At 60.7% G+C, this 16,990-nt stretch carries 16 protein-coding genes and 2 pseudogenes; 10 read left to right on the top strand and 8 right to left on the bottom strand.

From position 1 onward, the window contains the following. The first annotated feature begins 22 nt into the window (after window positions 1-22). Complete coding sequence (locus tag ACFQT0_RS14870) at window positions 23-241, top strand: DUF2256 domain-containing protein (protein ID WP_380203883.1); 219 nt, start codon at window positions 23-25, stop codon at window positions 239-241. Between the two features lie 101 nt (window positions 242-342). Then, window positions 343-735 carry a hypothetical protein gene (locus tag ACFQT0_RS14865; RefSeq protein ID WP_380203881.1) on the top strand — a complete coding sequence of 131 codons (393 nt, stop codon included), beginning with the start codon at window positions 343-345 and terminating at the stop codon, window positions 733-735. A 110-nt stretch (window positions 736-845) separates the two neighbouring features. Here ACFQT0_RS14865 and ACFQT0_RS14860 read toward each other — a convergent pair whose 3' ends face one another. From ACFQT0_RS14860 to ffh, 4 genes and pseudogenes are all read right to left on the bottom strand, one after another. Continuing rightward, on the bottom strand, window positions 846-1,628 hold the full coding sequence (locus ACFQT0_RS14860; protein ID WP_380203879.1) for a molybdopterin-dependent oxidoreductase: 783 nt from the start codon (window positions 1,626-1,628) through the stop codon (window positions 846-848). A gap of 105 nt (window positions 1,629-1,733) precedes the next feature. Beyond that, entirely contained in the window at window positions 1,734-2,405 is a 672-nt protein-coding gene (locus ACFQT0_RS14855) for a cytochrome b/b6 domain-containing protein (RefSeq protein ID WP_380203877.1), read from the bottom strand. Between the two features lie 1,539 nt (window positions 2,406-3,944). After that, window positions 3,945-4,684, bottom strand: a pseudogene (locus ACFQT0_RS14850) (DUF1345 domain-containing protein). A 52-nt stretch (window positions 4,685-4,736) separates the two neighbouring features. After that, a pseudogene (gene ffh, locus ACFQT0_RS14845) lies at window positions 4,737-6,102 on the bottom strand (signal recognition particle protein). A gap of 156 nt (window positions 6,103-6,258) precedes the next feature. On the opposite strand from ffh, the gene ACFQT0_RS14840 reads away from it, so the two are divergent. Then, window positions 6,259-7,572 (top strand): glycosyltransferase family 4 protein, encoded by a 1,314-nt coding sequence (locus tag ACFQT0_RS14840; protein WP_380203876.1) that lies wholly within the window; start codon window positions 6,259-6,261, stop codon window positions 7,570-7,572. A gap of 95 nt (window positions 7,573-7,667) precedes the next feature. Here ACFQT0_RS14840 and ACFQT0_RS14835 read toward each other — a convergent pair whose 3' ends face one another. The 3 genes from ACFQT0_RS14835 to ACFQT0_RS14825 all read right to left on the bottom strand — a co-directional run bounded on the left by ACFQT0_RS14835 (window position 7,668) and on the right by ACFQT0_RS14825 (window position 10,057). Continuing rightward, entirely contained in the window at window positions 7,668-8,567 is a 900-nt protein-coding gene (locus tag ACFQT0_RS14835; protein WP_380203874.1) for a hypothetical protein, read from the bottom strand. A gap of 19 nt (window positions 8,568-8,586) precedes the next feature. Further along, window positions 8,587-9,147, bottom strand: a complete 561-nt coding sequence (locus ACFQT0_RS14830; RefSeq protein WP_380206170.1) for a hypothetical protein — start codon at window positions 9,145-9,147, stop codon at window positions 8,587-8,589. Between the two features lie 112 nt (window positions 9,148-9,259). Beyond that, window positions 9,260-10,057 (bottom strand): MBOAT family O-acyltransferase, encoded by a 798-nt coding sequence (locus ACFQT0_RS14825; protein ID WP_380203872.1) that lies wholly within the window; start codon window positions 10,055-10,057, stop codon window positions 9,260-9,262. Window positions 10,058-10,217: 160 nt separating this feature from the next. Here ACFQT0_RS14825 and pseB point away from each other — a divergent pair, with 160 nt between their 5' ends. Further along, window positions 10,218-11,237 (top strand): UDP-N-acetylglucosamine 4,6-dehydratase (inverting), encoded by a 1,020-nt coding sequence (gene pseB / locus ACFQT0_RS14820; RefSeq protein WP_380203870.1) that lies wholly within the window; start codon window positions 10,218-10,220, stop codon window positions 11,235-11,237. A 3-nt stretch (window positions 11,238-11,240) separates the two neighbouring features. On the opposite strand, the gene ACFQT0_RS14815 is transcribed toward pseB, so the two are convergent. Next, the gene (locus tag ACFQT0_RS14815) at window positions 11,241-13,049 is read right to left on the bottom strand and encodes a T9SS type B sorting domain-containing protein (RefSeq protein WP_380203868.1); all 1,809 of its coding nucleotides are present in this window, start codon (window positions 13,047-13,049) and stop codon (window positions 11,241-11,243) included. Window positions 13,050-13,153: 104 nt separating this feature from the next. On the opposite strand from ACFQT0_RS14815, the gene pseC reads away from it, so the two are divergent. The 6 genes from pseC to ACFQT0_RS14785 all read left to right on the top strand — a co-directional run bounded on the left by pseC (window position 13,154) and on the right by ACFQT0_RS14785 (window position 16,749). Further along, entirely contained in the window at window positions 13,154-14,341 is a 1,188-nt protein-coding gene (gene pseC / locus ACFQT0_RS14810) for a UDP-4-amino-4,6-dideoxy-N-acetyl-beta-L-altrosamine transaminase (protein WP_380203866.1), read from the top strand. A gap of 90 nt (window positions 14,342-14,431) precedes the next feature. Continuing rightward, window positions 14,432-14,728, top strand: a complete 297-nt coding sequence (locus ACFQT0_RS14805) for a hypothetical protein (RefSeq protein WP_380203864.1) — start codon at window positions 14,432-14,434, stop codon at window positions 14,726-14,728. Next, window positions 14,725-15,081 carry a pseudaminic acid biosynthesis-associated methylase gene (locus ACFQT0_RS14800; RefSeq protein ID WP_380203862.1) on the top strand — a complete coding sequence of 119 codons (357 nt, stop codon included), beginning with the start codon at window positions 14,725-14,727 and terminating at the stop codon, window positions 15,079-15,081. The genes ACFQT0_RS14805 and ACFQT0_RS14800 overlap by 4 nt, the downstream gene beginning before the upstream one ends. After that, on the top strand, window positions 15,081-15,569 hold the full coding sequence (locus ACFQT0_RS14795; RefSeq protein WP_380203860.1) for a cytidylyltransferase domain-containing protein: 489 nt from the start codon (window positions 15,081-15,083) through the stop codon (window positions 15,567-15,569). The genes ACFQT0_RS14800 and ACFQT0_RS14795 overlap by 1 nt, the downstream gene beginning before the upstream one ends. Next, complete coding sequence (locus ACFQT0_RS14790) at window positions 15,509-15,814, top strand: hypothetical protein (RefSeq protein ID WP_380203858.1); 306 nt, start codon at window positions 15,509-15,511, stop codon at window positions 15,812-15,814. Before ACFQT0_RS14795 ends, ACFQT0_RS14790 begins: the two co-directional genes overlap by 61 nt. Next, the gene (locus ACFQT0_RS14785; protein WP_380203856.1) at window positions 15,811-16,749 is read left to right on the top strand and encodes a class I SAM-dependent methyltransferase; all 939 of its coding nucleotides are present in this window, start codon (window positions 15,811-15,813) and stop codon (window positions 16,747-16,749) included. Before ACFQT0_RS14790 ends, ACFQT0_RS14785 begins: the two co-directional genes overlap by 4 nt. Window positions 16,750-16,990 lie beyond the last annotated feature (241 nt).

Below are 16,990 nucleotides of genomic sequence, written 5' to 3'. Positions count from 1 at the left end.
GAAAAGTACCCAAAACTTCCCGGTGGTGGGCGGCGTTTGGGTAGCGGCTGCACTGCGCCTGCTCCCTTATGCTCCCCAAAAACTTCGCAAAGGGCAGCTGCCCACCAAAATCTGCGCTACCTGCGGCCGTCCCTTCGAGTACCGCAAAAAGTGGCGGGCCAACTGGGCGGAAGTGAAATACTGCGGCGAGAAATGCCAGCGCAACCGCCCGGCGGCCAGCGCCGCTGCCCCGGCCGCGTAAGCAGAGCCAAGCAAGGCCCGTATCTTTTCGGCGCCGTCGTCCGTTTTGGCAGCGGGCGGCACTGCTCCGTTTCTTTACTTATCATCCCTCCTCACCCTTGCATGGCTTCTAATCTCGACTACCTTGACCCCGCGTTGATTCCGCTGGAAGATAAAGTAAAGGCATTTCTGGAAACCGAAAAGGAATTGCAAAGAGCCAACGCAGCCCTCAAAAATGAGCCCTTGCAGGACCTGGAGCAAGCCCGGTCGGCTGCTCAGTTTGAGCAGCGCCCGCCCACCGGCAGCTTCGACCAGGACGAGTTTGAGCTCACCCAAACCATCGAGAATCTGCGCACCAACCTGGCCCGGCAGGAGCGCGAAATCATTGCCATGCTGCCCACCCGCAACGAATGGGTGAAGGTGAACCTCGGCTACGGCCCCAGCCGCGTAGGCGCCTGGCACGTGCCGGCCATGGCCGGCGCCCCCGAGCGCTACGAGTTGCGAGTCATACACTAGACGCAGCGCTAAAGCGCTGCTTAATGAAGAATTGGGAATGAGGAATGAGGAATTGAGAACAGCCAAGTTGAGCCAATTCTTCATTCTTCATTCCTCATTAAGCAAAGCGTCTAGTGGCCGGAGTCCCAGTCGTAGCCCAGTTCAGCCCAATAATCTTTCGGCCGGGTATCGGCGAAGGCGATGGTGCCGATACGCTTGAGGTGTTTGGTGCCGTATTTGAGCGGGGTAACGAGGCGTAAGGGCGCGCCGTGGGTGGCCGTGAGGGGCTTGCCGTTCATTTCGTAGCACAGCAGCGTTTGAGGGTGCAGGGCGCTTGGCATGTCGAGGCCCACATAATACTTATCGTCCGGCGTGCGCATGCCCACGTAGGGCGCGAGGTCCTGGGTTGAGCTGAGCGGGTCGGCCAGACGGCCGCTGCGCGTGGCCAGCGGATAGCGCGCCAGAAAATCCGACAGCCGGGCGCCGCCCCAGTGCACCACCGTGCTCCACCCTTCGATGCATTTGAGCTCGGTTACCATCTCCACCCTGGGCAGGGCTTGGATGTCGGCAAGCGTGAATTCCTGGGTTTGCCCCGTGCCGTAGGCCTGCACGCGCAGGCGCCAGGCCACCGGGTCCAATTCTTCAGCCAGCCCAACTTTCCCGTTTACCCGGGGAGTACGGGCGCGGATGCGGGCAAACTCTGGCGCGAGGCGGGTGGACTTGAAATACGCGCTGGACAGGCGGGCATTGGCGTCGAGCACCTTGCGCAGCGGCCGCGCAATGCCCTCGTCGTTGGGCTGCGAAACCAACCAGCCCCAGCCGCCGAGGCCGGCCAGCCCCGCCAAGCCCAGCCCAATAAATGCCCGGCGCGACCGCCGCCGGGCCTCGGCCAGCACTTCGGCTTCGGACGGCAACGGGCCGGGCGGGTTGGGGGAGCGGGATTGTGAGTCATACCGTACAAAAAGCGTTAATTGGGCAACAGGGACGAGTCGGCGGCCGGCAGCGAGGTTGAGTGGCCTTCATTTCGGGGAAGCCGGCGGCACTTCCACCACTTCAAACCCCGCCACCATGGCCCGGAAGTTATTCCAGCCCGCGCGCACGACCTGCGCGATGTGCACCACAAAAAACAGCACGTACCCAATAGTGAGCGCAAAGTGCAGGATGCGGGCAAACTCGTAGCCGCCCAGCAGGCCAGTGAGCCAGCTAAACTGCGTGGGCTTGTAAATGGCCAGCCCTGTCAGCAGCGAGCCCACCCCCATGAGGATGACGCTGGTGTAGGCAATTTGCTGGGCCCCGTTGAACTTGCGCACTGGCAGCGGCTCCTTGCGCAGCCCCAAATCGTGCAGCGTGACCTGAATGGCTTCCTTGAAAGAATGCCGATTGGGCAGCAGGTAGCGCCATTCGCCCGAAAACAGGGTGTACAGCACGTACAGCAGGCCGTTGAGAAAGAAAACCCACATCAGCACGAAGTGCCAGGCCATGCCCTGGGCCAGCTTGTGGTCGATGTGAAAGGCTTGGTAAAACGACTGCGGAAAGAACTTGAACAAGGTGGTGTCGCCCCAGCCCAAGCGGTACACGTCGTTGGCCCAATAAATCCACACGCCGCTCCAAATCATCAGGCTCAACACCGGGAAGTTTACCCAATGAAACCAGCGAATGGCAAGGGAGTGTTTTTCAACAAGTTGCTTCATACACTGCGGAGTAACCGGTTAATGAGCGCAAGGTACGCCGGGTGCCCCGCTCGGCGCAGGCCTTTGCTTGGCGCGCAGGACGAACATCTCCGGTGGGATAAAAGTCCAGAAGCAGGTAAAACGGCCATTCATTCCTTGCCTGGCAAAACCCATATAACCGCGTGGCGGGGCCACAACCGGGGTTTGTGGTTTCGGAAACTGAATAGATGCCTGCTTACTGAGCTATAACCGTTAATTATGGCAATAAGATTTAGCCACAAGGCCGTATAGTATATTATCAATATTATTTTATATATTTGGTATCACCAGTTACGCTGATAAGTTAACCAACCATAGGTTGACGATTACCAGAATTTCTCAATGGATGCCTGCACGGGCACCCATCGGCCGCCCCACATTTCTCCGCATTCTTTGAAGCGGAGCGCATTGCTTAATTTTTAAAGCAGAACTGAATGTGGAACAATTATAGTCTCCTGCTGCTCCTACTTGCCGGTAGCGGTGTGCAGGGTTGCACAAATGCCATCCCAGCCTTCGGCAACGTGAGTCAGGACAGAATAGGTTTGTCCCAGAGCAACTCCGGACGCCCAGGAAGCAAGCGGCATCGGTGCACTTATTGTGGTAAACTGTCAGAAGAAAACGCCTTCCCAAACGTGGAGATGTGCCCCCATAACACCGGGACTTTCAACTCAAGGCACTCATGGGGAGATGCGAATGATGCCGATGAGGCTAAGCTCACCTGCATACATTGCAACGCGCCTTTATTCAACACGACTGGCTCAATTGATAGCAGATGCCCAAAATCCGAAGCCGGGCACCGGTGGGGAAGCCGTCTTAGCGGCCTTTGATTTAGGACGATGCCCTTACTCACGAAAAAGGCTTACCACTCGGTAAGCCTTTTTCATTTGAGCCCTTTAGCCTTCAGGAAATTCTTGAATATTAAGCCACAAGCTTACGGCCAAGGCCCCGCGCCTTATGCGAAATTGTGCTGTTTTTCCGGGCAAACGGCATAAAAAAACAGGCCGGGAGAAACCCCGGCCCGTTCCATACCAAAACACCTTAAAAAAACTATTCTTTCACGGAGATAGCAACAACAATTGCTCCAAAAGATTCCGCGAAGAATAAATTTCTTAAAAAATCTTCTGTACTAAATAGCTAACGTTGAATACTTTCCTTGGCGAATAATGTATTATCGCTAATCTTATATTCATCAGCAAAAGGCGTCATTAAGCTGGTTTCTCCCATTTCCAGCGGTAGCTAAATGAGGCCTGAAACCGCCTTGGGCAGTGCCAGCGTCTGGTACTTTATTCCTTACGGCTTCTTCGCGGCGTGCGTCGCTATGGGGCAGCCTAACACTTCGGTGATGCGCAGCCAGCCAGCGCCGGTTGCGCAGGCAGCTCATTATTCAAAACATCAGGCAAAGCAGCTGTACTACCGCCGTTTCCACCGTGACCACGGCGGTCCCTTTCGTGGTGCACTACCCCACCGACAAGTTGGAAATGGGCTCCAAAAAGCCTGACCAATAGGACAGGCTTTTCCATTTTATGGGATACAACTACGCCATTGCCATGAGCCTACAGCAGCCCCGCCAAGACATTGATGCTCAAGGCAAGAATGGCGGTATTGAAGCCAAAGGACATGATGCCATGAAACAGCACCAGGCTGGCGCATGCGCAGCGTGGTTACCCCTACATCGGCCGTTTGGGCCGTCGTGCCAACCACAAAAGCGAAGTACACAAAATCCCAGTACACGGCCGGGGCTTCGCCTGCAAACTCCAGCCCCCCTGCCGGCGCTCGGGCACGGCACCCAGCAGCGGCATGAAATACATGTGGGCGTAATGCAGCGCAAACAGCGTGTGGAGCATCAGCCACGTGCCCACGATGGCCACGGCCGACACCAGAATATGCTCCAGGCGCTCCTCCAGCGGCAAAGTAAAAAGCTGCCGCAGCATCAGCATCACCGCCAGCAGGCTGATGGCCACCCCGATGAACGTAACCACGAGCAGCAGGCCCCAGGTGCGATTGGGGTGCAGCACCCGGGCCACGCGCTCGATATCGGCGGTGCTGGCCTGCAGGATGGTGAGCCAGGTGAGCAATAAAATGCTCACCAGAAATCCGTCCCAGGCCAACAGCAGGCTGGTGATGCGCTCGAAATCGGGCGGGGCCAGCCAATAGCAAAAGCTCCCCGCGGCCACCGCCAGCGCCACGCGCAGAAAGCGCGCCGGCAAGCCCAGCCGGAACAGGGCCGGAATAGCAGGCCTGGCGGGAGGATGTATTTCCATGGCGTAAGCAGCTTCTACACTGCTTACTACGCCCGGCCCGGCCCGGCGTTGCTTAGCGCATCATGCCGCCGGGGCCGCCCTTCATGCCGCCCATCATCTTCTGCATCTGGGCCATGCCGCCCTTGGTCTGGCTCATTTTGTTCATGGTGCGCATCATTTTGCGCATGTCATCAAACTGCTTCATCAGCGCGTTTACCTGCTGAATATCAGTGCCGGAGCCCTTGGCCAGGCGGCGCTTGCGCGAGCCGTTAAGGATGTCGGGATTGGCCCGCTCCTGCTTGGTCATGCTCTTGATGATGGCCTCGACGGGCTTGAAGGCGTCGTCGTCGATTTCCACGTCCTTCATGGCCTTGCTCATGCCCGGAATCATGCCCATCAAATCCTTGATGTTGCCCATCTTCTTGATTTGCTCGAGCCTGCGAGAGGAAGTCGTCGAAGTTGAACTGGTTTTTCCGGATTTTGGCGTTGATGCGCTTCGCTTCGTCCTCGTCGAACTGCATCTGCGCCCGCTCCACGAGCGAAATCACGTCGCCCATGCCCAGAATCCGCTGGGCCATGCGGTCGGGGTAAAACAGGTCCAGCGCGTCCATCTTCTCGCCCGTCGAGATGAACTTGATGGGCTTTTCCACAACGGCCCGGATGCTGAGGGCCGCACCACCGCGCGAGTCACCGTCGAGCTTGGTGAGCACCACGCCGTCGAAATTGAGCCGTTGGTTGAAGGTTTTGGCGGTGTTCACGGCGTCCTGGCCGGTCATGGAGTCCACCACAAACAGGGTCTCCGAGGGGTTGATGGCCGCCTTCACGGCTTCAATCTCGCGCATCATCTGCTCGTCGACGGCCAAGCGGCCGGCGGTGTCGATGATCACCACCTTTTTGTTGTTCTTTTTCGCATACTCAATGGCGTTGCGCGAGATTTCGACCGGGTTTTTGTTCTCGACTTCCGAGTACACTTCCACACCGATTTGCTCACCCAGCACCTTGAGCTGGTCGATGGCCGCGGGACGATACACGTCGCAGGCCACGAGCAGCACCGTGCGGTTCTGCTTCTTCACGTAGCTGGCCAGCTTGCCCGCAAACGTGGTTTTGCCTGAGCCCTGCAGGCCCGAGAGCAGGATAACGGCCGGGTCACCCTTGATGGTAATGTCCTTCTTCTCGCCGCCCATGAGCTCGGTCAGCTCGTCGTAGACGATTTTGACCATAAGCTGGCCCGGCGACACGGCCGTGAGCACGTCGCGGCCCATGGCAGCCTCCTTAATCTTGTCGGTTACATCTTTGGCAACCTTGTAGTTAACGTCGGCATCGACCAGCGCGCGGCGGATTTCCTTGATGGTGGCCGCGACGTTGATTTCCGAGATGCTGCCCTGGCCTTTGAGGGTCTTGATGGCCCGGTCGAGCTTGGTGGAGAGATTATCGAACATGAATCGCTGAGTTGAGCGGAATAAACAAAGGAGGCCGATTCGGGAACGGACGAGCCGCCCGCAATCAGGCTGTTACGGAACCCCAAAAGTAACCATAAATGCCCGAAAACCGGCAAACGGCGTACCTTCGCGCCCCGTTAGTTATCCGCTGCTTACGTGCCCCCCACTAGACCGCTCCGTCTGCTCGTTATCACCTACTACTGGCCGCCTTCGGGCGGGGCGGGCGTGCAGCGGTGCCTCAAGTTTGTGAAGCACCTGGGCAGCTTCGGCGTGGAGCCCACCGTGATAACCGTGGACCCGGCCGAGGCCACGTACCCCGTGCGCGACGAAAGCCTGCTGGCCGAAGTGCCCGCTGGCGTCCGCGTTATCCGCACCGGCACCTCCGAGCCGTTTGAGAGCTACAAGAAGCTGACGGGCCGGGCCGTGCCCTACGGCGGCTTTGCCAACGAGGGTAAGCCCGGGCTGGTGCAGAAAGCCATGCGTTTCGTGCGCGGCAACCTGTTTATCCCGGACCCGCGCCGGGGCTGGAACCGCCACGCCCTGGCCGCCGTGGAGGAGCTGCTGGCCGCCGGCGAAACGTTTGACGCCGTGCTCACGTCCTCGCCGCCACACTCCACCCAACTCATCGGCCTGGAGCTGAAACGGCGCCACGGCCTGCGCTGGCTGGCCGACCTGCGCGACCCCTGGACCGACATCTACTACTACAAAGACCTGCGCCACACGCCCATGGCCGCTTGGCTCGACGCGCGCTACGAGCGCCGCGTGCTCACGCAGGCCGACGCCGTGCTGGTGACGTCGCCCGAAACCAAGCGCCTGTTCCTGGCCAAACTCTCGGACCTGCCTTCGGCCAAATTCCACGTGCTGCCCAACGGCTACGACGAGTCGGATTTCCAACGGACCTCTGCCCCGCCCACCGACTGCCTGCGCATCACCCACACCGGCACCATCACGGAGCTCTACCACATCGAGCGCCTGCTCGAAGCGGTGGCCACCTGCGCTGCCCGCCACCCCGACGTGCCTTTACGGTTGCGTTTCGTGGGCCAGGTTTCAGCTCAATTACACGCCCAGATTGAGCGTGCAGGCCTGCTCTCGGTCACCGAATTTTTGCCGTTTGTGCCGCACAACGAATCAGTAGCGCACCTTTTGAATGCGTCGGCACTGCTGATGGCCATTCCCGACGTGCCGCGCAACTTCGGCATTCTTCCGGGCAAGGTGTTCGAATACCTTGCCGCCAACAAGCCCATTCTCTGCGTGGGCCCCGCCGGCTGCGACGCAGACAACCTGCTGCAGGAATGCGCTGCCGGCCACGCCCTGCCCTACCAGGACTACGCTTTGATGCTGGAAACCCTCGAAGGCATGGTAGCGCAATGGCGCCAGAATCCCAACCTGGACCTGCCGGCCATCAGCCACGAGCGGTACTCGCGGGTGTCGCTCACGCAACGGCTGGCGGAGTTGGTGCGCGCCAAGTGACAGATGCCTTCTGTCGGTCAGCTTCACCACTGTAGAACCTCACCCCCGGCCCCTCTCCCTATTAGCCTTTCTATCAGCAAGCCAGCCGTCAGAATCTAAAGCCGCTTTAAATCCCTGGCCAGTTGCTGACTGAATGCTTTACTCGCGGCCTGCTGCAGGTGGTTGCCATCGGTGGTAGCGTAGGGCTGCGTGCTATAGTCAAGGTAAGGCACTTGGGAGCTAGACGCCGTTTCGCGCATGAGCTGGTCGAAGCCGGGCTGATAAGTTTGCTCCAGCTGCAACAAGCCGGGCCCAACTGGGAGGCGTACCAGGTAGACGTGGCCGTGCGGCTTAAGTAGCTCAATAAGCTGGCGCAAGGCCTGCATGCGGCCCGCTGACAGGTGCTGCTGAGCGGCTAACCGGCGGTAGTCCTGCAATTTGCGGGCGGTGCGGGCGCGCACCTGGGCGCTGTCCGTGCCGATGTTAACTTCGAGCCAGCCGTCGGGGTGCAGGCGCTCGGTGGCGGTGGCATAGTCGAGCAGCAGGCGGTAGAGGGGCTTGGTTTGGTAGCGCGTGAGGTACGGCAGGTTGGGATTCTGGCTGACTTGCTTGAGCTGACCGATAAAGGAATTGTCTTCGGGATACGTGCCCTCGGGCCCGGTCAGGGAGAGCGACCACGGGTCCACTGCCACCACAAAAAGGCCGTTTTTTACCTCCGGGCGAAGCTTCCGCTGGATGCTGCGCACATAAGCCGGGCCATAGGGCGAGTGCGTGAGCGTGAACGCATAGTTGAGCAACGGCCCTTCAAAGTGCCCGTCCAACTGGGCGGTGAGCACGGCCGGCTGAATGCCCTGCGCCGCCCGCGAGGTCCCGAGCACCAGCGAGCCGGCCGGTGGGCTGGCAAACCGCCCATAAAACGCATCGACCTGCCCCTTAAGCACCACCGGCGCCAACGCCAGCAAGCCCAGCAGGGCCGAGCCCGCCAGCAGCAGCAGGCGCACCAGCAATCGAGACACAGCAGCTACCACGGGGCCATCAGAATTGAAAGTAAATGAAGCTGGTGCTGTTGAAAATGCCCAGGTAAAGGATGAGTAGCGTGAGGCCGATGTAGGCGGGCCAACGCACCCGGGCCGGTTGCGCCACCACCCAGTCCTGCAGGCTGCGGTTGCGGCCGAAATATTCCACCACCAGCATCATCCCCGTGGCGAAAACCGCCATGGCCAGCTCGGGCCGGTAATGCTGAGAGAATTCCAGGAGCAGCGCTCCGATTTTCCGGCCATTTAAATCATTCCACCCGCTCAGCAAGTGCTGGCTGATGTACAGGGCATCGCCGAGGGTATTGGCCCGGAAGAAAATCCAGGCGTAGGCTACCAGCCCAAACGTGACCAGCACGCCCAGCCCATGCCGCAGTCGCGGATGCGCGGCCAGGCCCGTGAATTGAGCCAGCCGCTCGCGGGCGGGCTTGGCCCAGGTGCTGAGCACCAGGTACGCTCCATGCAGGCCGCCCCAGACCAGGAACGTCCAGTTGGCCCCGTGCCACAGTCCGCTGATGAGGAACACGGCCATGAGATTAACGTAGGCGCGGGCCGGGGCCACGCGGCTGCCCCCAGCGGAATGTACACGTAGTCGCGGAACCAGCTTGAGAGCGAAATATGCCAGCGCCGCCAGAACTCGGGCACCGAAGCCGATAAATAAGGTTGTCGGAAATTCAGGTTGAAGTCAAACCCCAGCACGCGGGCTGCCCCCGGGCCATGTCGGTATAGCCCGAAAAGTCGCCGTAAATCTGGAAGGTGAACGCCAGCGTGGCCAGCACCAGCAAGGGCCCTTCGGGATGCTGCTGGGGGTTATTGAACACGGGGTTGACGAAGGGAGCCAGCCGGTCAGCCACCACCACTTTCTTAAACAAGCCCCAGGCCATCAGGCGCAGCCCGCTCACCACCCGCTGATAATCAAACCGATGGATGCGTCGGTACTGCGGCAGCATGTGGCCGCCCCGCTCGATGGGCCCAGCCACCAGCTGCGGGAAGAAGGCCACGAACAAAGCAAACCGACCAAAATTCTGTTCCCCTTCCAGCCGCCCCTGGTACACATCGATGATGTAGCCCACCGACTGAAACGTGTAAAACGACACCCCCACCGGCAGCAGCAGTTCCAGGGCCGGCCAGGAGGCGTGCGGCAGGTGCAGCGCGCCGGCCAGCTGCAAGGTGGCGTCCCGGAAAAAGTTAAAGTACTTGAATATGAACAACGTGCCGAGGTTGCTCACCAGGCTCAGGTAGAGGTAGGGCCGGCGCTCCGGTTTGGTGGGCAGCTGGCTCATACGGTAGCCGCTGTAGTAGTCTACCAGCGTGGTGGCCAGCAGCAGCAGGGCATAAGCTGCCCGCCAGCTCATGTAGAAGTAGTAGCTGGCCAGCAGGAGCATTGGCCCGCGCCACCGCGGCGGGAGGCCGTAGTAGAGCCCGACCACCACCGGGAAGAACACCAGAAAATGAAGGGAATTGAATAGCATTCGCAACGCGGAAGAAACTCCGGCGGCCAAAGGTCGGGAATGTAGCGTGGACTCTGCGAGTCCGCGCCTAAGCGCAGTTACCGAACCATGCGCGGACTCGCAGAGTCCACGCTACATTCCTGCAAGCTACTTTTGTGGTCCTATTCGGCTTCCCTTTTTCATGGCTCTCGACCTCAACCACAAATCCATCCTCGTTACGGGCGGCACCGGCTCGTTCGGCAAGCAGTTCGTGCGCACCGTTTTCGAAAAATTTCCGCAGGTGAAGCGCCTAGTCGTGTTTTCGCGCGATGAGCTGAAACAGTACGAAATGAGCCAGGAGTTTTCGCCCCTGAAGTACCCGGCCATTCGCTATTTCATCGGCGATGTGCGCGATGGCGAGCGCCTGCACCGCGCCTGCGAGGGCATCGACATCGTGATTCACGCCGCGGCCCTCAAGCAGGTGCCCGCCGCCGAGTACAACCCGATGGAGTGCATCAAGACCAACATCTTCGGGGCCGAGAACGTCATCAACGCCGCGCTCGACTGCGGCGTGAAGGAAGTAGTGGCCCTGAGCACCGACAAGGCCGCGGCCCCCATCAACCTCTACGGCGCCACCAAGCTCTGCTCCGACAAGCTCTTCGTGGCCGCCAATAACATGAAGGGTGCCCGCGACCTGCGCTTCTCGGTGGTGCGCTACGGCAACGTAATCGGCTCGCGCGGCTCGGTGGTGCCGTTTTTCCTGCAGCAGCGCCACACCGGCGTGCTGCCCATCACCCACCCGGACATGACGCGCTTCAACATATCGCTGGAAGAAGGCGTGGATTTGGTGCTGTATGCGCTGGAGCATTCGTGGGGCGGCGAAATCTTTGTGCCGAAAATCCCGAGCTACAAAATCACGGAAGTGGCCCGCGCCATCGGCCCGGAGTGCGAGCAGAAGATTGTGGGCATCCGCCCCGGCGAGAAGCTGCACGAAGCCATGATAACGGAAACCGACGCCCTGAGCACGGTTGAGCTGGACCGCTACTACGTCATCCTGCCGTCGATGCCCACCTGGGACGTGGACAAATTCATTGCCGAATTCAACGGCAAGCGGGTGCCCCTGGGCTTTCAGTACGACTCGGAAAACAACGAGGAATGGCTCAACGCCGAGCAGATTCGGGACGAAATCCGGCTCCACGTCGACGCCGACTTTGAGGCCTAGCCGCTAGCGGCGCACCTCCACCCAGCCTTTAATTCGCTGGCCGGTGGTGCGGTGGACGAGCTGGTAGAAGTACACCCCGTCGGGGTGGCCCTGGGCGGCCCAGGTGTTGTCGTACGGCTCCTGCCGGAAAACCTCCTGGCCCCAGCGGCTGAAAATGTGCACGTTCCAGTCGGGCGCATGGAGCCCGCGGAGCACGAAGTGCTGGTTGGCCGCGTCGCCATTGGGGGTGATGATGTTGGGCAGGGCGAGTCCGCACAAGCGGGTGCTGACAAGCACCGAGTCGCGGGCGGTGCAGCCTGCGGGGGTCGTTACCTCCAGGGTGTAGCGCCCGGGGCGCAGGGCACGGTAGGTGGAGTCGGCGCTGCCATCCTGCCAGCGGAAAACGGTACCCGGCGGCTGGGGCGTCGCGCTTAGCCACACGCCCTCCTCTTCGCACCCCAGCGTGTCGCGCGGGCTTAGGCGCACGCTTGGCGTTTCGCCGACCATTACTTCCTGGGTGCGGCGCACCACGCCCAAGCTGGTAGCCAGCGTCAGGGCCACGGTGTAGCGCCCGGCGCGGGCATAGCGGTGGCTAACGGGGTTGCCGGTGGCGTAATTGGCTGGGCCGGTAGTGGGGTCGCCGAAATCCCATTCCTCATTGCTGCCGGTTACCAAAAAGCCTTCGGCGCGAAAGGTGGCCGCCGTGCCGGCGCACAGCACGCGTGGAGGCACGATGCGCGTGGGCCGGGCCGGCTGGTTGGGAAGATTGGGAAGTCCGTAGAAGCTGCGACGGCCGCCCAGGTCCTGGCCGCCGGGCTGAAATAGGCAGCCCAACCCCACTACGTTGGGAAACGCGATTACGCCCAGAGCCCGGCTCTGGTATCGCGCCACGTAGATGCGGCTGTCGGGCCCGCGCTGCAGAAAGCAATAATTATCAGCCCCCAACAGAACGGAGCTCAGATTATTAAACAAGTCAATCTGATATAACCTGCTGGTCTCGGTAGCATACAAGACGTTATTATCGGCCGAAAATTCGAGCCCGTAGCCGCTGAATCCCGAAGCCAACGGCACCGGGATGGTGCGAGGATTGGAAACGCGGCCGGTAATGTTGTCGAAGCTGAAGAGCTCAACGCCCTGGTTGGGCACGCCGGCCGCCAGCCGCCGGCCATCGGGCGAGGCCCGCAGCGAAACCCGCCCATAAGGTGTTGCGGGCGGCCCCACCGGGCCGTGGGCGCTGCCCACCTGGCTGCGCACGGGCACGGGGTCGAGGCCGCTGGGCAGCAGCCGGTAGCTCAGAAACTCGTTGTTCTGCCAGCCGTGCACCACCACCCAGTAATCGGTGCCGTTGGCGTGCCGCACTCCGGTAAGAGCTTCGGTGAGCACGTAGTTTGGCGTGGGACCGGGCACCGGCAACGAGTTGGGCAACAGCACGTCGCCGAGCCCACCGTTCTGCGCCATGTCCACAATGGAGTAGCGCAGGCCCACACTAAAACTCAGGGCCGCATCGACAGTGAAGAGGAAGTAGCGGCGCCGGTGGCCGGGGTCCTGCAGCAGCAGCGGCCCCTGCGCCGCGTTGCTGCTGTTGCCGCTCAGCAACTGCCCGTTGGGCATTAGTCGGCCCTGGCTGTTCCACACCTGCTCGCCGTTGGTAGAGCATTGCAGCGTGCCCGCTGAGTCGGCCATTGACGCACAGCCTTCAATGGAATATGTGTTGTTGGATACTGCCGCCGGCGGGCCGTTGGCGGGTGTGGACGGAAACTGGAGGCCGGCCCGTTCGCCAAATCGCCAGGCGCTGAATTCGTACTGTGCCCAACTGCCGACGCTATGCCCCATCAGCAGGGCCAGCAGGAGCATTATTTTTTGAAACATTGGTTGGAAAGCTGGCCGTGCGAACTTCGCCGCGTGGGCTAAGGTAGCCCGGTTTATCTTTGCCCTTCATGCCTGACACCGCCTTCCAGCCCACCCGCCCCCTGCCCTACGGCCGCCAGAACATTACCGACGCCGATGTAGCAGCCGTTACGGCCGCCCTGCACGCCGACTACCTGACGCAAGGACCCCGCGTGGCTGAGTTTGAAAAGCAGTTTGCCGCTTATGTAGGAGCTCAATACGCGGTGGCCGTAAGCAACGGCACCGCCGCCCTGCACCTGTGCGCCCTGGCGCTGAATGTGCAGCCGGGCCAGCGTGTCATCACCACGCCGCTCACGTTCTCCGCCTCGGCCAACTGCGTGCGCTACTGCGGCGGCGAGGTGCACTTTGCTGACATTGACCCTGCTACCGGTCTCATCGACCTGCACAAGGTGCGGACGCTGCTGGAAGCACATCCCAAGGGCCATTTCACGGGCCTTATCCCCGTAGATTTTGCCGGCCTGGCCGTGGATATGGAAGCCGCCCGCCAGCTGGCCGACGAGTTTGGTCTTTGGATAATTGAAGACTCCTGCCACGCGCCGGGCGGCTTTTTCATGGACTCCCAAGGCCGGGAGCAGCGCTGCGGCAACGGCAGGTTTGCCGACCTGGCCATCTTCAGCTTTCACCCCGTGAAGCACATTGCCACCGGCGAGGGCGGCATGATTACCACCAACAGCGAGCCGTTGTATCACCACCTGCTGCGCCTGCGCACCCACGGCATCACCCGCGACCCGGCCGACCTGGTGCACGAGTCCGACGGCGGCTGGTACATGGAAATGCAGGAATTGGGCTACAATTACCGCCTGCCCGACCTGAACTGCGCCCTCGGCCTGAGCCAGCTCGCCCGCGCCGACGAAGGCCTGTCCCGCCGCCGCCAGGCGGCCGCCCGCTACGATGCGGCTTTCGCCCAGGTGCCCGGCGTGACGGTGCTGGCGCCCGGCCGCCCCGGCCACGCCTACCACCTCTACGTCATTGAGGTAGCCGACCGCAAAGGCCTCTACGACTTCCTCAAAACCCGGCAGATTTTTGCCCAGGTGCACTACATCCCCGTGCACCGCATGCCTTACTACGAAGGCCTGGGCTGGCGAGCCGGCGACTTCCCGTTGGTAGAAGAATACTATGCCCATTGCCTCAGCATCCCGCTTTTCCCAACCTTGACGGATGAAGAGCAGGACTACGTGGTGGCGTGCATCATTGAATTTTTGAGTGTTGAGGGGTGAATATTGAGTTTGCCAACGCTCAACGAGAGCCCAGCACTGAACTTCCCATTAATTCAACACTCAACCCTCAACACTCAAAACTCTTAAGCTTTGCATACCCAACAAGAGGATTTCTGGTCCGGCGATTTCGGCCGGGAATACACCGACCGCAACTCCCGCCCGCTCGATGAGTGGAACGAGTTTTACCGCGACCTCTACGGCCACACCAAACTGGAGATGAACGCCGAATTCCTCGGCGACCTGCCGCGCGACGCCCGCATTCTGGAAGTGGGCTGCAACACCGGCATGCAGCTAGTAGGCCTGCAAGCGGCCGGCTTCACCAACCTGTATGGCATTGAGCTGCAGCAGTACGCCGTGGAGAAGGCCCGCGATTTTGTACGGGGGTGAACATCCTGCAAGGCAGCGGCTTCGACTTGCCATTCAAAGACAATTACTTCGACGTGGTGTGCACCAACGGCGTGCTCATTCACATCGCGCCCGAACACCTGCCGCGCATCATGGGCGAAATGGTGCGCTGCTCGGGCCGCTACATCATGGGGTACGAGTACTACGCGCCCGAAACCACGCCCATCAAGTACCGCGGCAACGAAGGCTTCCTTTGGAAAACCGACTTTGCCCAGGTTTTCCTGAATAATTTCCCGGAGCTGCGCCTGGTAAAGCAGAAGCTTTATCCCTACATCAACGACGCCGAGCGTGGCAACCAGGATGTAGTGTACCTGCTCGAAAAAACCACTACCTGATGCAGCGCGCCGGTATCATTTCGCAGGTGCGGATGGGGAGCACCCGGCTGCCAAGCAAGGTGCTGCTGCCCGCCGCGGGCCGCCCGCTGCTCGACTACCACGTGGCCCGGCTGCACCAAAGCGGCCTGCCCGTAATTCTGGCCACCACCACCGAGCCGGCCGACAACGTGCTGGCGGCTTACGCAGAAACGCATAATCTCCCTTACCACCGCGGCAGCGAGGCCGATGTGCTGGCCCGCTACTACGAAACAGCACAGAAATTCGGCCTCGACGTAATTGTGCGCGTCACCAGCGACTGCCCGCTGGTAGACGGCCCCCTGATTGGGGCCGCCGTGGCGCGCTACCTAGAGGAAGGCAACCCGCTGGTGTACCGCTCCAATTCCATTGGGCGCACCTTTCCGCGGGGCTGGACTTTGAGATTTTCTCGATGGAGCTGCTGGCCGAAGCTTACGCCAACGCCGCCCTGCCCTACGAGCGGGAGCACGTGACGCCCTACATCAAGGCCAATCCGGCCACAGCCGGCCGGGTGATTTACCGCGACGAAGTATGGCCCGGCGGCGACTTCAGCCGCTTCCGCATCACGCTCGACACGGCCGAGGACTACGAGGTGCTGCGCCTGCTGATTGAGCAGCACCACGCCGACCAGCTCAACGTGGCCGACCTGCTGGCCCTGCTCGAAGCGCACCCGGAAATCATGGCCCTGAATGCGCACATCGAGCAAAAAACCACATGAACCTGCCCGATACCCTACGCCTGAACGAGTTTGGCTTTTACGAAATCAAGCAAAAGCCCACGCCAGAGGAGCTGAGCGACTACTACGCCCAGCGATACTACCAGGAAAACCTGACCACCTACCAGGCCAGCTACCCGCCCGAAGAGCTGGAGCACATAGAAGGCAAGCTGAAGCTACGGCATTGGGTGCTGGGGGATTTGCGCAGCCAGAGCACCAGCGCCACCGATTCAACTGCTGCTGAAGCAACGAATTTAGCTCAACTTTCCGGCGGGACTTTCCTCGACATTGGTTGCGGCGAAGGCTGGGCGCTGGATTATTTTAAGCGCCAGGGCTGGGAGGTACTTGGGCTGGATTTCAGCAGCTTCAGCCTGGAGAAGTTTCATCCGGCGCTGCGGACGCGGCTGCGCACCGGCGACCTATACGAGGAGCTGGAAAAGCTAACGCAGGCAGGCCAGCAATTTGACGTGCTGTGGCTCGACAACGTGCTGGAGCACGTACTCGAACCAGCTGATTTACTCCGCCTCTGCCGGGCGCTGGTGACGCCCAACGGCGTCTTGATGGTGGATGTGCCCAACGATTTTTCTGCTCTGCAGCAGCACCTGCTAGAAAGCGGCCACATCGACCGACCCTTCTGGGTAGTGCTGCCCGACCACCTATCTTATTTCAACCAAACCGGTCTGCGCAACCTGGCAGCAGCTACCGGCTGGCGTGTTTCGAAAATCATTGGCGACCAACCTATTGACCTCAACTTACTGAACCCGGCTACCAACTACGTAATGGACCGCGCGGCTGGTAAGGCTGCCCACCGTGCCCGGGTTGAACAGGACAACCTCCTGCTCCGGACAGCCTCCCTGCGCGCCATCGCTGCCTACTACGAGGCCATGGCCGGCGTGGGCCTGGGCCGCAGTATTGTCGCATTTTTGCAGCCTGAGTAGTTGTCAGTTGCTCGTTGTCAGTTGTCAGTTTGTGCTGATGAATGCTGACGGCGGAACGCTAACAACTGACAACTAACAACCAACAACTAAGATGTCAGCTATTTCCGTCCTCAGCGGAGCCTCCGCTCCCGAGCAGGCCCGCCGCGAAAACTTCGCCCAAACCCTGCGCGAGTCGCCCATTCCCAACACCGAGCCTGCTCAACAACCTGGGCCTGTACCTGAACCGGCAGACGTTTTCGCG

It is taken from the genome of Hymenobacter humi, assembly GCF_042665855.1.
GTDB lineage: Bacteria > Bacteroidota > Bacteroidia > Cytophagales > Hymenobacteraceae > Hymenobacter > Hymenobacter humi.
This window is presented reverse-complemented; position numbering and strand designations above follow the sequence as displayed.

Coding starts and splice junctions, on each gene's coding strand:
- ACFQT0_RS14865 (WP_380203881.1), top strand. CDS start 343: ATGGCTTCTAATCTCGACTACCTTGACCCCGCGTTGATTCCGCTGGAA.
- ACFQT0_RS14855 (WP_380203877.1), bottom strand. CDS start 2,405: ATGAAGCAACTTGTTGAAAAACACTCCCTTGCCATTCGCTGGTTTCAT.
- ACFQT0_RS14825 (WP_380203872.1), bottom strand. CDS start 10,057: ATGCTATTCAATTCCCTTCATTTTCTGGTGTTCTTCCCGGTGGTGGTC.
- pseB (WP_380203870.1), top strand. CDS start 10,218: ATGGCTCTCGACCTCAACCACAAATCCATCCTCGTTACGGGCGGCACC.
- ACFQT0_RS14815 (WP_380203868.1), bottom strand. CDS start 13,049: ATGGGGCATAGCGTCGGCAGTTGGGCACAGTACGAATTCAGCGCCTGG.
- pseC (WP_380203866.1), top strand. CDS start 13,154: ATGCCTGACACCGCCTTCCAGCCCACCCGCCCCCTGCCCTACGGCCGC.
- ACFQT0_RS14795 (WP_380203860.1), top strand. CDS start 15,081: ATGCAGCGCGCCGGTATCATTTCGCAGGTGCGGATGGGGAGCACCCGG.
- ACFQT0_RS14790 (WP_380203858.1), top strand. CDS start 15,509: ATGGAGCTGCTGGCCGAAGCTTACGCCAACGCCGCCCTGCCCTACGAG.
- ACFQT0_RS14785 (WP_380203856.1), top strand. CDS start 15,811: ATGAACCTGCCCGATACCCTACGCCTGAACGAGTTTGGCTTTTACGAA.